Raw genomic sequence first — 13287 nt, 5'->3', positions numbered from 1 at the left:
GAAGCCACTGCCCGTCACCCCCGCCGCGGTCTTCGACGTCGCAAGCATGACCAGCAGGTACGTCGCGATCTGCGCGGACGACAAGCTAAGATGCAGCGCTTCGGCCAGGAACAGCGTCGCTACGATCAGATAGACCGCGGTACCGGCGAGGTTGAGCGTGTAGCCGAGCGGAATGACGATGCCTACGATCGCGGGCGGCGCGCCAAGCGTTTCGAGCTTGCTCAAAATCCGCGGCAGGACAACCTCCGACGACGACGTGCCGAGGACGATCAGCAGTTCCTCGCGAAAATGGCGGAGCAAGGCGATCGGCGAGATCCCCGCCCAAAGCCGCACCGCGGTCAGCAGGATCGCCAGCAGCAATATGCAGGCCGCCAGCAACGTTGCCGCCAACATACCGAGCGAGCCGATGAAGGCGATGCCATAGGTGCCGACGGTAAAAGCAATCGCCCCGAACGCGCCGATCGGTGCGGCACGGATCAGGAACGCGAAGATCGCGAACTGAAGCTGCGTCAGCCCGCGGATCGCGCGTGCGATCGGCTCGCCTGCCGGCCCGATGCGCAACAGGCCAAAGCCGACGAGGGCGGCGATGAACAGCACGGGCAGGACATCGCCCGCGGTGAAGGCGGAGAAAAAGGTGTCGGGCACCATCCGCAACAGAAAGTCTCCCGGTCCGTCGATCTGCCGGGCGCCGAGCGCGCGGCCGATGTCGATGTGCGGAATCACACGCGGCAGTGTCAGGTTGGCGCCGGGGCGTAGCAGCCCTGCGACCAACAAACCGCAAAGCAATGCCAGTACGGTGATCGCGAGGAAGACGATCAGCGCCCGTGCCACAGTCGATCCCGTCTGGCGCGCGCCACCCTGTGCGACGATGCCGTCGACGATCGTGCAGAACAGGATCGGTGGCACCATCATCCGCATTGCCTTGACGAAGGCGATGCCAAGTGGCGCCAGACTGACACCGAACGCAGGCCAGACATGGCCAATAAGCGCGCCAGCAACGATGCCGACGATCATCTGCACATAGAGCTGGCGGGCGATCCGCTTCATCCCGACCCCTGATGCACAAAACGCATCGTCCGTACCGATCATTGCATTTGATGGAAAGTGTTGCAACGGCTCTTATGCCAGCCAAGGCGCAGGGGTTCCTCAAGAAACCGCCACGCAGAATGACCGCCCGACCGGCGGTACAGAGCAGGATGGCTATGATACAGGCGAACTCCCCTACGACCAAGCGTGTGCGCAGGTCGTTGCAACACCGGTTAAGCGGTGCGATCGGCATGCTGATCGTGCCGCTCCTGCTGGGCGGTTGCCAGACGCTTCCCACCGCGCCTGCGGCTGGCCCACCGCCAGGCCTGACCGTCTTCACTTCGGGCGGGTTCAACGCGGCGTTCGATGCGCTGGCCGTATCGTATCGGCGCACGACCGGGACCCCCATTACGATCGCGCACGGGCCGTCGATGGGCGACACGCCCAACGCTATCCCCGCCCGCCTCGCTCGGCGCGAGCCTGCCGACGTCGTGATCCTCGCCCGCTCCGGCCTCGACAAGCTGGTGACCGCCGGCGCGGTCGTGCCCGACACCGTGATCGACCTCGGCCTGTCTCGGATCGCCGTCGCGGTCCGTGCCGGGGCCCCCGTTCCCGACATCGCCACGCCCGAGGCACTTCGCACGACGCTGCTGCACGCCAAATCAGTCGCCTGGTCGGACAGCGCCAGCGGCGTCTATATCCAATCGACGCTGCTCGATCAGCTTGGCATCGCCGATCAGGTGCGCCCCAAGGGCCGGATGATTCCTGCCACCCCGGTCGGCGAAATCGTTGCAAGTGGACAGGCCGAGATCGGCTTCCAGCAGCTGAGCGAACTGAAGCCGGTCAAGGGCATTCGCATTGTCGGCCTGCTGCCCGATGCGTTGCAGAAGGTCACCAAGTTCTCAGGGGGCGTCGTCGCCTATTCGCCGCATCAAGCCGGCGCACGCGCGTTGCTGTCCTATCTTTCTTCCCCACAAGCCGATGCCGCGATCCGCGCGAGCGGGCTCGAGCCGGCATCGCGAAAGGCAATCCGATGATCGAAGACACGGCCATCCCGGTCGATGGCGTCTCCGCCACCCCCGCTGCCAGCAAATCCTCCGCGTTCAAGTCGATCTTCATCGTCGCGAGCGGCAACTTCCTCGAGATGTTCGACTTTATGGTGTTCGGCTATTACGCCACCTACATCTCGAAGGCGTTCTTTCCGACCGGCAGCGAATTCGGATCGCTGCTGCTGACGCTGATGACTTTCGGCGCGGGATTCCTGATGAGGCCGCTGGGCGCTTTGGTGCTGGGCGCCTATGTCGACCGTCATGGCCGCCGCAAGGGCCTGCTGCTTGTCCTCGGGCTGATGGCGATGGGCACGCTCGCGATCGCGATCACGCCCACCTACGAACAGATCGGCATCGCCGCGCCACTCATCATCCTCGCCGGCCGCTTGGTCCAGGGCCTGTCGGCGGGCGTCGAGGTCGGCGGCGTGTCGGTTTATCTCAACGAGATCGCACCGCCACACCGCAAGGGCTTCTTCACCTCGTGGCAGTCTGCAAGCCAGCAGGCCGCGGTCGTCTTCGCCGCATTGATCGGATTGATCGTCTCGACCAGCCTCGATGCCGAGACGATGCAGGCGTGGGGCTGGCGCGTGCCGTTCATCATCGGCTGCATCATGATCCCGTTCCTCTTCATCATCCGCAGCCACGTCGAGGAAACCGACGCGTTCCTCACCCGCAAGGAGCATCCGAAGATCGGTCAGATCATGCGTATTATCGGCGCCAATTGGAGGCTGGTGCTGCAGGGCGCGCTGATGGCGGTGATGACCACGGTCTTCTTCTACATGATTACCGCGTACACGCCGACTTTCGGTAGCAAGGTCTTGAACCTCGGTGCGGGCGACAGCCTGTTCGTTACCGCCTGCGTCGGTGTCGCCAACTTCGTACTGCTGCCGGTGATGGGCGCGTTGTCCGACCGGATCGGACGCCGGCCTCTGCTCATCACCGCCACGGTGCTGGGTACGCTTCTCGCCTATCCGCTGATGAGCTGGCTGGTCGCCGCGCCAAGCTTCGGCAAGCTGCTGACCGTCGAACTCGCGCTCGCCGCGATCTACGCAACCTACAATGGCGCGTTCATCGTCTACCTGACCGAGATCATCCCAGCGCACGTCCGCACCGTCGGCTTCAGCCTCGCCTATAGCACCGCCACTGCGATCTTCGGCGGTTTCACCCCGGCGATCAGCACCGCGCTGATCGGCGCGACCGGCGACAAGGCGATCCCGGGCGCCTGGTGCGCCGCAGCGGCCCTGCTGTCGCTGCTCGCGCTACTCATCGGCAACTGGAGCCAAAGGCGACGGGCTCACGCCGCCTGATACCGACGACACGACCGACTACAACGACAAAAAAACGATAAAACAGGAGAGGGATCATGGCTCGTAACAGCCTGAAGACGACGCTCGCATGTGGGGGTGCGCTTGCCGCGCTGACGCTGGCCATGACGACCGCTGCCGCTGCGCAGCAGAGCCCGGCCGCCAATGCCGAAACGCAGGCACCGGCGACCGCCGGACAGAACGATGCACCGACGCCCGGCGCACAGGATGCCTCCGGCATGCCCAACGCCCCTGCGACCAAGGTGCCGGCCGACCCTGACGCCTCCACCGCCACGCTGAAGTCTGCAGAGAGCAACGCGCCCGCTGGCGAAACCGCTGCCGGCGGCGACATCGTCGTCACCGGCAGCCGCGTCGCCAACGGCTTCCGCACGCCCACCCCGGTGACGATGGCGAGTTCGGAACAGCTGCGCGAGACGGCACCGACCAACCTTGCCGACGGTCTTAACCAGTTGCCGGTGTTCAGTGGCAGCACGAAGACGTCCAGTCCCTCCACGACCAACAGCCGCGGCGGCAGCAGCGGTCAGAACCTGCTCAACCTGCGCGGTCTCGGTGCGCAGCGCACGCTGGTACTGCTCGACGGCCGCCGCCTGCCATCGACCAACAGCGGCGGCTCGGTCGACATCAACATCCTGCCCCAGGGTCTCGTCAGCCGCGTCGATGTCGTCACCGGCGGCGCTTCGGCCGCCTATGGCTCGGACGCGGTCGCAGGCGTCGTCAACTTCGTACTCGATACCAAGCTGAAGGGCTTCAAGGCGGAGGCGCTAGGCGGCATCTCCACGCATGGCGACCTACCGTCGGCGGGCGGCTCGCTCGCTTACGGCACGTCGGCGATGGACGACCGTCTGCACTTCGTCGCCGGTGCCGATTATTTCTATCAGAAGGGCCTGCGCGCCGACGAGCGCACCAAACGCGACTGGTTCGATCACAATGCGGGCCAGATCGTCAATCCCGTCAGCGGCGCACTGCCGCGCAACCTCATCATCCCCTCGATCCGCAGCTCGCTCGGCACCTACGGCGGACTCATCAGCGCCGGCCCGTTGCGCGGCACGCAGTTCCTTGCCGGCGGTGCGACATCACCGTTCAACTACGGCACGATCACCGGCACCGCGTTCCAGAGCGGGGGTGACGGCGCGCGTGCCAACATCGGCCTGCAACCGACTCAGGAACGCTACAACGGCTTCGTACGCACCGAATTCGAGGCATCGCCCGCTGCTACCCTCTTCGTCGAAGGTCTGTACGCACGCAGCCACACCAATCAAGGCGCCTTTGCCAGCCAGAACGTCGGCTCGGCGGCGGCCTACACCATCTATCGCGACAACGCCTATCTACCGACCGACGTGCGCAACCGGATGGTCGCGGCAAACATCCAGTCATTCCAGCTCGGCCGCTTCGAGGGCGAATTGCCTTTGGCCGAGAACGAATCGACACTCGACGTCTATCACGCGTCGGTCGGCTCGCGCGGTAGCCTGGGCGGCACTTGGAAGTACGACGCGTCGTACAATTACGGCCAGTCCGATCAGGAACTCCGCTCGAACAACCTTACGATCGCGCGCAACCTTTATGCCGCCGCCGACGCGGTGGTGAATCCCGCCAACGGCCAAATCGTCTGCCGCTCGACGCTCGCCGGGCTCGACCCCGGCTGTACGCCGCGCAACCTGTTCGGACCACAGGCGGCGAACCAAGCCGTCACCGACTATGTCACCGGCGACAACGTGCTCAACCTGCGGCTCCGCCAGCAAGTGGCGGCAGCCAACGTCCGCGGCGACCTGGGCGATTCGATCCAGCTCGCGGGGCCGATCGCAGTTGCCGCCGGTCTCGAATTCCGCAAGGAAAGCGCGCGTCAGGTTACCGACGCGCTGTCGCCGACGCGGATCAACTTCACCGGTATTCGTGGCGGTCCGTCGGCACTCAACGGCCGCCAGGGACCGTATCGCTTCTTCAACCCCCTGCCCTTCTCGGGCAAATACGACATCTTCGAACAATATCTCGAAGTCGCGGTACCGTTGCTGAAGGACAGCGCGATCGCCCGCAACCTCGATCTCAACGGCGCGGTGCGCCACGCGCGCTATAGCACGTCGGGCAGCGTCGTGACGTGGAAGCTGGGCGCAAGCTGGCAGCTCGTCGACGAACTGCGTCTGCGCGGCACCCTGTCACGCGACATTCGCGCGCCCAACCTGCTCGAACTCTACAATCCGGCGACGCAGCTCAACGGCAACGTCGTCTACAACGGCGTGACGACACCGCAGGTCAATTTCGCGACCGGCAACCCCAATCTGCAACCGGAAAAGGCGAACACGCTGACCTTCGGCGAGGTCTACCAGCCCTCCTGGGCACCCGGCTTCCAGGCGTCGATCGATTACTACCGCATCAAGCTGAAGGACGCGATCACCACCCTGCCCGAACAGCGCGTCGTCGACGAATGCGCCGCGGGCAACCAGGTCCAGTGCGCCAACATCACGGTGCTGCCGTCGGGGGCGCTCAGCATCCTGCGCCCCAACCTCAATCTCGCCAACCAGACCGTCGCAGGCATCGACTTCGAGCTGAGCTACAAGACGCAGCTGGCCGGCGGCGACCTCAACGTCCGGCTGATCGGCAACCACGCGACCTGCAACAATTCAGAGACGCGGGGATCGCCGGTCCGCGAAGGGTTGGGTGAGACGATCACACCAAAGTGGAGCGGCGTGCTGCAGGCGACCTACGCGGTCGATGCCTTCTCGCTGTTCGTGCAGGAGCGTTTCATCAGCGCGGCGAAGCTCGACGCCACCCGCGTCGAGGGCATCGACATCAATGACAATTCGACGCCCGCGGTCTTCTACACAAACGTCACCGGCACCTACAATCTGGCGCTCGGCGGCGGCAAGCAGCAGATCTACGTCTCGGTTGCCAACCTGTTCGACCGCGCACCCCCGCTCTCGCCGCCCCCGGTAACGACCTTCACCACCGCGGCGAGCAGCGCCTACGACCCGATCGGCCGCTACATCACCGCGGGTGTCCGTATGTCGTTCTGACCGTCAAGGGGGCCGGGCGTGCCGCCCGGCCCCGCTATCAGGAAAAGGATTTGCTATGAAACAGCCCATTCCCGAACCGTTGAAGGTAGTGCCGCGCGATATCGTCGAGAGTATGCGCATTGGTTTAGCCGGGCAGACTAACGCGGCGCTGATGCCGCGATATGGCATCAGCTACAACACGTGGCGCAAGGTGCAGGTCGGCGACGCGATCCGCCGCTCGGTCGCGGAACGGCTTGAACAGCGGCTGCGCGATACGGATTTGATCGGCATGCAGCGGAGCGTGCATAGCTGATCGACGCGGCGGTCCGTGAGGCGGTCGAACCTTTGCCGTTTCCCGGGTCGTGATCTTCGCGCTAGGCGTGCGGCGTGACCCACAAGTGGACGCTCCCGAAACAGCTCCGCTTCCCCGGTTTCTGCCATTCGTTCAGCTCCCAAGCTTCACGACGCCGCCCATCTTTGGAAATGATCTGAGCTCTGCCATCCCTGGTATCGGGTCTGCTGCCGATGCTTAGGCTCACGACTGGATGGTATGACGGTGTCATTCCAAAGTCAGAAATGCGCGATCAACGCGTCGGCTGGAACGGCGAGTGCGAGAGCAAGCTTGTCCCGTACCTGACTGCCGCTGTTAAGCCCGCGCTCGATGCTGGACAGTCCGGCAGGACTCACCCCAGCCGCCTGCGATAGTGTGACGCGGGTCATCCCCCGGAACATTCGCCAAGCAGCGGTGGGCGAAGCCCCGCCGAGCAGCGCATAGACGACGTCGACGGGGTAACAAGTGTCTCGAGCGACGCGTACCGCTGCATAGGTGAACTCGGTCGAGGAAAGCGTTGCCTTCACCTCCCACAGATCGTCTAGCTGTCGTCGGGTCATCGGTTTGACGTCGATATATTCCAAATCCACCGCTCCGTTCGGCTGCCCGGCGCTAAGCGCGATAGGCTGACGTGACCGCTTCAACTTCCTTTGGATCGCCCATGACAAGCCCGACGCGCTGGTGAAGGGCGGTCGGGACGATCGACATGATCCGCATCTCCCCGTCACTCGCGGCTCCTCCGGCTTGCTCCATGAGCATGGCCATCGGGTTGCCTTCGTACATCAGGCGGAGCTTACCAACTTTGCCGGGCTTGCGTACGTCGCGCGGATACAGGAACACCCCGCCCCGCTTCAGGATGCGATGGACGTCGGCAACCATTGAACCTGTCCACCGCATATTGTAGTCAACGCTAAGATTACCGTCTTCGCCTGCAACGCGGTCCTCGATGAAGCGCGCGATCTCGGGAGACCACTGGCGAGCGTTGGACGTGTTGATCGCGAACTCCCGCGTGCCGGTCGGAATGGTCATGTTAGTATCAGTCATAACCCAGGACCCGATCTCCCGGTCGAGCGTGAACTCGTGCACGCCCGCACCGAGTGTGAGCACAAGGATCGTCTGCGGCCCATAGACAGCATAACCAGCGGCGACCTGGCACTCGCCCCTCTGCAGGAAGTCCTCTTCGGTGACGTCCGCGCCGCCTACCCGTTCAGGCGCGCGCAGCACGGAAAAGATCGTCCCGACCGAAAGATCAACATCGATGTTGCTCGACCCGTCGATCGGGTCAAACAGCAGCAGGTATTCGCCCTGAGGATAGCGGTTCGGAACAAGATGGATCGTTTCCATCTCCTCCGACGCCATAGCCGCAAGATGCCCGCCCCACTCGTTGGCCTCGAGCAGCATCTCGTTGGCAATGACGTCGAGCTTCTTTTGCACCTCGCCCTGGACGTTCTCGCTGCTCAGACTGCCGAGCACACCACCAAGCGCACCCTTGCCTATCGAATGACTAATAGCCTTGCACGACCGTGCCACCACTTCGATCAGAAGACGGAGCTGAGGCTGCAGTGTTCCAGCCTCGCGTTGCTGTTCGATCAGGAACTGCGTCAGGGTCTTGCGCTTCATGTAACTACCGCCCGTGATGAATGAGAACAGTGCGAACGTCGAGCGAGATGCTACCGTATTGTCATACCGTGCAGCCCGCCTTTTCAGCGGTATATCTACCAACCAAGGCGGAGGCGCCCGGGGAGGGCCCAATGCCGCGTACTCAAACTGTCAAACCCTACTTGCCGTTTGCCACGTCCAGTATTCTCGTATTGTCATCCTGGGCAAGACTGCCCCCATCGACGATCACCTCTAATCTGGCTTCAAGCGTCTTCTGCTGGCGAATTAGACCTGCCGGTAGGCGGTCCCCGAACGTTTCGAGGTAATCCCGGTTGAGCTGAGCCTCTCTAACCCAGACGGAAGGGTCAACGGACAGCAGTGCCTCGGACTCGACGGACGATAGCGTCAGTCCGGTGAGATCAAGCGATCCGGCTTCAGGGAGCAGGCCAATCGGCGTCGACCTCGCCGTTGCCTTGCCATCGATCCGTTCGGTTACCCATTTCAGCGCCCGGACATTGTCACCGAAGCCTGGCCAGATGAACTTTCCGGTGGCGTCCTTCCGGAACCAGTTGACCATGAAGATCCTGGGCAGCCGTGCTGCATCGGATTGTGCAGCGGCGCCGATCCGCAGCCAATGAGCGAAATAGTCGGCAATGTGATATCCGCAGAACGGGAGCATCGCGAATGGATCGCGACGCAGTTCACCGACCGTGTTTTCGGCAGCAGCGGTACCCTCGGATGCAATGTTCGCCGCAAGATAGACACCGTGCTCCCAGTCGAATGCCTCCGTCACGAGCGGAACCGCCGTCGCACGGCGACCGCCGAAAAGGATCGCCGAGATCGGCACGCCTTCGGGCGACTCCCATTCCGGCGCGATGGTCGGACATTGCGACGCAGGAACCGCAAAGCGAGCATTGGGATGTGCAGCCGGACTTGCGCCGTCGGGGTCGTGGGGATTGCCACGCCAGTCAGTGAGGCCTGCTGGCGGCTCCTTCGTAAGCCCTTCCCACCAGACGTCGCCATCGGCTGTCAGGGCTGTGTTTGTGAAGATGCAATTCGCACTCAGCGTGTTGATCGCGTTGCGGTTCGTGCTGGGACCCGTTCCGGGCGCAACGCCAAAGAAGCCGGCTTCGGGGTTGATGGCATACAGGCGCCCATCCTTGCCAAAACGCATCCAGGCGATGTCGTCACCGACCGTCTCGGCCTTCCAGCCGGCGATCGTTGGCTCGAGCATTGCAAGGTTCGTCTTGCCGCAGGCGCTCGGGAACGCCGCAGCAATATAATGGCTGGCCCCTTCCGGATTGGTCAGCTTCACGATCAGCATGTGCTCAGCAAACCAACCTTCGTCGCGGGCCATCACACTTGCGATCCGCAGCGCGACGCACTTCTTGCCGAGCAAGGCATTGCCGCCATAGCCGGAACCATAAGACCAGATTTCCCGGGTCTCGGGAAAGTGAACAATCCATTTGTCGTCACTGCAGGGCCAGGGAACGTCCGCAGCACCTTCGACCAGCGGCGCCCCAACGGAGTGCACGCATCGAATGAAGAACCCATCCTCGCCCAACACGTCCAGTACCGGCGTTCCAATCCGGGTCATAACCCGCATGGAAAGTACGACGTACAGGCTGTCCGTGATCTCGACGCCAATCAGCGATTTGTCGGAGCCCAACGGTCCCATACAGAACGGCACGACGTACAATGTCCGACCGCGCATGCAGCCATCAAACAGGTCGTCGAGCCGAACCCGCATCTCCTCGGGCGAAGCCCAGTTGTTCGTCGGCCCCGCCTCGCTCTGTGATTCCGAACAGATGAAAGTACGGCTCTCGACCCGCGCGACGTCACGAGGATCGGAGCGCGCGTAAAAGGAGTTCGGTCGTAACGTAGGATTCAGCGGCGTGAGCGTACCCGCCTCAACCGCTTGGTTGGCAAACGCCTTTGCTTCGGTTTCAGAGCCATCGCACCAGTGAATGCTGTCAGGCTTGGCTCTGGACGCGATGGCGTCCACCCATGCTCGTAGCGCGCGATGCTGCGTCGGAACTTGCGGCTCAGACGCATAAGCGCTTGCAGGTTGGGTCAGCATTCCAGTTTTCCTCCCGCGAAGACCGCGCTCATTGTTGATCGAGGCGTACATTCAGGGCGCCAGTCCCACAAATATCATTATCGGAAGGACATAAGCTCCGGCTAATGCATTCCCATGGCTTCACCATACGACCTGAACCTCCGGCACCTTCGTATGCTCTTGGCGATATCAGACGCGGGCAGTCTGAGTGCGGCCGCCCGAGCGACGTCAGTATCGCAGCCTGGTCTGACGCAGGCGCTCAACCGGCTCGAGACCCTCTTCGGCACAATGCTGTTCGATCGGCGAACTACTGGCGTAATGGCGACACCCGACGGGCAGCGCATTCTGCAGCGTACCCGGCGGGCTCTGCATAGCTTCAGACGTGGCTGCCGGGCCGTGACCGGGGCTTCTGGAGTAGAGAAGCTCGATCACTACCTTACGACAGCCCATGTACGCGGTCTGATCGCGCTGGCGGAAGCTGGCGGCTTCTCGACCGCGAGCGAGACCGCTGGCATCTCCGCACCATCACTGCACCGTGCCGTTCGCGGATTGGAAGCGCTGTCAGGCACTGGTCTTGTCGAGCAACGAGGCCGTGGCGTAGAAGTCACGCGTGCAGGATCGAAGCTTGCGCGAAGCTTCATGATCGGGGTGGCAGAGCTAGCTGCTGCACTTCAGGAAACCGCGAACCACGGAGGCCACCTCTCCGTCGGTGCGATGGCATTGTCTCGCTCCCTGCTGCTGCCAGCGACGCTGGCGGATCTACTGCGCGAGCAGCCGGGCATAACGGTCGACGTTCTGGAAGGGTCGTACCTTGAACTGGTCGAACTTCTCCGCAGCGGCAAGATCGATATCCTCATCGGCGCGCTTCGTGATCACCCCGGGACAGACCTTCTTCAGGAACCTCTCTTCGATGATCGGCTCACGATAATCGGACGGGCCGAGCATCCGCTTGCTGGCAGCGTTGCCGGATTTGAAGAGTTGGCGGCATACCCTTGGATTGTTGCCCGCCGCGCGTCCGGCTTGCTCGATCGGTGGCAGAAAATGTTCGATCGGTCCGGGATGGTACGCCCGGAAGCACCCATACAGTGCGGATCCGTGGCACTTATCCGTGGCGTTTTAGTACGTAGCGAATTTCTGACTCTTCTTTCTAAGGATCAGGTAACCGCGGAGATTGAATCCGGCACGCTTGTGAAAATCGATTCTTGCATACCGGATACCATGAGGACGATCGGCGCGATCACCCGTCGCGATCAGATCCCGACCAGACTACAAATATCGTTTATGAACTGCCTCACAAAAGTTGCAGCGGATGTGGGAAACCAGGTCTAGGTATGACCCAAAAGCTGTAGGTCAGCAGCGACGCCGAATGGCTTAAGTTGGTCGGAAGCTGACGTAGCCGTTGGGACCTATCCCCAGACGCTAAACACGCGGGCGAAGCTGCTTATAAACAGGCGGACATTCACCTCGTCTTAAAATGCCACAGTTTCTCTGGCAAAGGTCAGTAACTAATCTAGTAATAGATGTTTTTCCCGTCTGCACCACAAGATGGTGTCTGCTGGAACCGAGCAATGGCGAAGAACGAACATACGAGCGAAAAGGCTGGCAAGGCGGCCTCGAAGGTCTTGAAGGACGGACGAACCGGAAAGGACTCCAAGACGGCCGCTGGATCCGCGTTATCTCAGCGCCCTGAAAAGAAGAAGAAGTGATCGACGAGGTCGGTCGGTACCGGCCCCACCCATAAACATGTCGACCCAACTGTGGACGTTCAAGCGCCCTTTCTAGCTTCTCAAGTTCGGACGGTTGTTCATATCTGGAATAGGACTGATGTGAAATTCCGCCTCTTGCTCGCCGACGTCATCAGCTGAAGGATCGCAGACAATCCGCCTCTGGATAGGCGGGACGCCGATTATCTCCTACCGAGCGATGCCAATAATTGCGGTCGCAACATATCCGTTCGTTGGATCGCCCGTCATCGTTGGCGTTTGCTGCGCGATCTGCGCGGCCGTGTTGTCGCTGAAGACGTTATCGTTGCCGATCATAGTTTGGGTGAAGCGTGTGGCGCTGCCGGGGTAAGTCGTCGTGTCAGCGAACACGGCCGTACATGCTGCTGCGGGCATGGCAAGTTGCGAGGTAAGTACGGAGTAGCGTCCGCCGGTCGCGTTGGCGAGGCTTGAGAAGACCTCGAAATGCATATGGGGATAGCGGCCGGAGTAAGCAGCTGGGAAAATGGTGGTGAAGGTCACTTCGCCATTCGCATCTGTCACTTGGACACCACGCAGATAGGATTCGGCTGCGCTCGATGTTCCGTAGAGCGAGTAGTTGCCCGTCCGGTCACAATGCCAGAGGTAAACAGCATACCCCGCGAGCGAGGCGCAGCTCGCGTTAACGTTCACCACCCGTAGCGTGAGTACCACCTTCACGCCGGTTGCTACCGTCGTCGAGTTGATGAAGCTGGCACGGATATCGGAGCGGACGATACCGCTGACAGTCAAAGCGTTGGAGGTCGAGCCATTCGACGTGTTGGTGCCATCGGCCGGGTATGGCCCCGCGGTTTCGGTTGGATCGGCAATACACGCGGTAGTGCCGGACGATGCCGGGGTCGGGGTCGGCGTCACTGTTGTCGTCGGCGTCGGGGTTGCGGTGGCCGTCCCGCCAGAAACGACAGCGACGGTATCAGACGCGTCACTGCCGCTTCCTCCGCAGCCTGCCACCAGCGCGGCGGTGCCGGCGCCTACGAACCACTTAAGCGCGCGACGACGATCGGCGAGACGGTTCATCAGGACCAAATCCTCCGCCAAACTGTGGCCGTGGTCCGGTTCGTCGATCATGTGCTGCTCGGTCATTCATCCCTCCTCGTGCTTCGGTGGACCTTGTCGAGGAGGTGTCACGCACCCGTATTTCGGCATCGACG

Annotated in this window: 11 protein-coding genes (1 of these 11 running past the window's edge); 6 read left to right on the top strand and 5 right to left on the bottom strand. The window is 62.3% G+C overall.

Going from position 1 to position 13287, the window contains the following annotated elements; genetic code table 11:
• A protein-coding gene (locus AC1MH0_RS12760; RefSeq protein ID WP_480963094.1) for a cation:dicarboxylate symporter family transporter crosses the window boundary here: on the bottom strand, window positions 1–1047 show its 5' portion. The gene continues 204 nt to the left of window position 1, outside the view; 1047 of the gene's 1251 nt are visible here — the first part of the coding sequence; the start codon lies at window positions 1045–1047; the stop codon falls past the left edge of the window.
• Window positions 1048–1202: 155 nt separating this feature from the next.
• Here AC1MH0_RS12760 and AC1MH0_RS12755 point away from each other — a divergent pair, with 155 nt between their 5' ends.
• From AC1MH0_RS12755 to AC1MH0_RS12740, 4 genes are read left to right on the top strand one after another with little or no spacing between them, the layout of a single operon-like run.
• Window positions 1203–2063, top strand: a complete 861-nt coding sequence (locus AC1MH0_RS12755; protein ID WP_480963093.1) for a substrate-binding domain-containing protein — start codon at window positions 1203–1205, stop codon at window positions 2061–2063.
• Entirely contained in the window at window positions 2060–3382 is a 1323-nt protein-coding gene (gene tcuC / locus AC1MH0_RS12750) for a tricarballylate/proton symporter TcuC (protein ID WP_480963092.1), read from the top strand. The genes AC1MH0_RS12755 and tcuC overlap by 4 nt, the downstream gene beginning before the upstream one ends.
• Window positions 3383–3438: 56 nt before the next feature.
• Entirely contained in the window at window positions 3439–6408 is a 2970-nt protein-coding gene (locus AC1MH0_RS12745) for a TonB-dependent receptor domain-containing protein (RefSeq protein ID WP_480963091.1), read from the top strand.
• Window positions 6409–6463: 55 nt separating this feature from the next.
• Window positions 6464–6700 carry a hypothetical protein gene (locus AC1MH0_RS12740; protein WP_480963090.1) on the top strand — a complete coding sequence of 79 codons (237 nt, stop codon included), beginning with the start codon at window positions 6464–6466 and terminating at the stop codon, window positions 6698–6700.
• 257 nt (window positions 6701–6957) lie between these two features.
• On the opposite strand, the gene AC1MH0_RS12735 is transcribed toward AC1MH0_RS12740, so the two are convergent.
• The 3 genes from AC1MH0_RS12735 to AC1MH0_RS12725 form a co-directional block, all read right to left on the bottom strand.
• Window positions 6958–7278, bottom strand: a complete 321-nt coding sequence (locus AC1MH0_RS12735; protein WP_480963089.1) for a helix-turn-helix domain-containing protein — start codon at window positions 7276–7278, stop codon at window positions 6958–6960.
• 52 nt (window positions 7279–7330) lie between these two features.
• Entirely contained in the window at window positions 7331–8338 is a 1008-nt protein-coding gene (locus tag AC1MH0_RS12730) for a class 1 fructose-bisphosphatase (protein WP_480963088.1), read from the bottom strand.
• A 157-nt stretch (window positions 8339–8495) separates the two neighbouring features.
• Entirely contained in the window at window positions 8496–10397 is a 1902-nt protein-coding gene (locus AC1MH0_RS12725; RefSeq protein ID WP_480963087.1) for a phosphoenolpyruvate carboxykinase (GTP), read from the bottom strand.
• 114 nt (window positions 10398–10511) lie between these two features.
• Here AC1MH0_RS12725 and AC1MH0_RS12720 point away from each other — a divergent pair, with 114 nt between their 5' ends.
• Together AC1MH0_RS12720 and AC1MH0_RS12715 are read left to right on the top strand one after the other, a co-directional pair.
• Window positions 10512–11705, top strand: a complete 1194-nt coding sequence (locus tag AC1MH0_RS12720) for a LysR family transcriptional regulator (RefSeq protein ID WP_480963086.1) — start codon at window positions 10512–10514, stop codon at window positions 11703–11705.
• A 239-nt stretch (window positions 11706–11944) separates the two neighbouring features.
• Complete coding sequence (locus AC1MH0_RS12715; RefSeq protein ID WP_480963085.1) at window positions 11945–12082, top strand: hypothetical protein; 138 nt, start codon at window positions 11945–11947, stop codon at window positions 12080–12082.
• 207 nt (window positions 12083–12289) lie between these two features.
• On the opposite strand, the gene AC1MH0_RS12710 is transcribed toward AC1MH0_RS12715, so the two are convergent.
• Window positions 12290–13219 carry a dioxygenase family protein gene (locus AC1MH0_RS12710; RefSeq protein ID WP_480963084.1) on the bottom strand — a complete coding sequence of 310 codons (930 nt, stop codon included), beginning with the start codon at window positions 13217–13219 and terminating at the stop codon, window positions 12290–12292.
• Window positions 13220–13287: the final 68 nt, after the last annotated feature.

It is taken from the genome of Sphingomonas sp. AP28, assembly GCF_056680455.1.
This window is presented reverse-complemented; position numbering and strand designations above follow the sequence as displayed.

Excerpts from the sequence above, each read along its gene's own strand:
- AC1MH0_RS12740 (WP_480963090.1), top strand. The coding sequence starts at position 6,464 with ATGAAACAGCCCATTCCCGAACCGTTGAAGGTAGTGCCGCGCGATATC.
- AC1MH0_RS12745 (WP_480963091.1), top strand. The coding sequence starts at position 3,439 with ATGGCTCGTAACAGCCTGAAGACGACGCTCGCATGTGGGGGTGCGCTT.
- AC1MH0_RS12725 (WP_480963087.1), bottom strand. The coding sequence starts at position 10,397 with ATGCTGACCCAACCTGCAAGCGCTTATGCGTCTGAGCCGCAAGTTCCG.
- AC1MH0_RS12720 (WP_480963086.1), top strand. The coding sequence starts at position 10,512 with ATGGCTTCACCATACGACCTGAACCTCCGGCACCTTCGTATGCTCTTG.
- tcuC (WP_480963092.1), top strand. The coding sequence starts at position 2,060 with ATGATCGAAGACACGGCCATCCCGGTCGATGGCGTCTCCGCCACCCCC.
- AC1MH0_RS12715 (WP_480963085.1), top strand. The coding sequence starts at position 11,945 with ATGGCGAAGAACGAACATACGAGCGAAAAGGCTGGCAAGGCGGCCTCG.
- AC1MH0_RS12735 (WP_480963089.1), bottom strand. The coding sequence starts at position 7,278 with ATGACCCGACGACAGCTAGACGATCTGTGGGAGGTGAAGGCAACGCTT.
- AC1MH0_RS12710 (WP_480963084.1), bottom strand. The coding sequence starts at position 13,219 with ATGACCGAGCAGCACATGATCGACGAACCGGACCACGGCCACAGTTTG.
- AC1MH0_RS12730 (WP_480963088.1), bottom strand. The coding sequence starts at position 8,338 with ATGAAGCGCAAGACCCTGACGCAGTTCCTGATCGAACAGCAACGCGAG.
- AC1MH0_RS12755 (WP_480963093.1), top strand. The coding sequence starts at position 1,203 with ATGATACAGGCGAACTCCCCTACGACCAAGCGTGTGCGCAGGTCGTTG.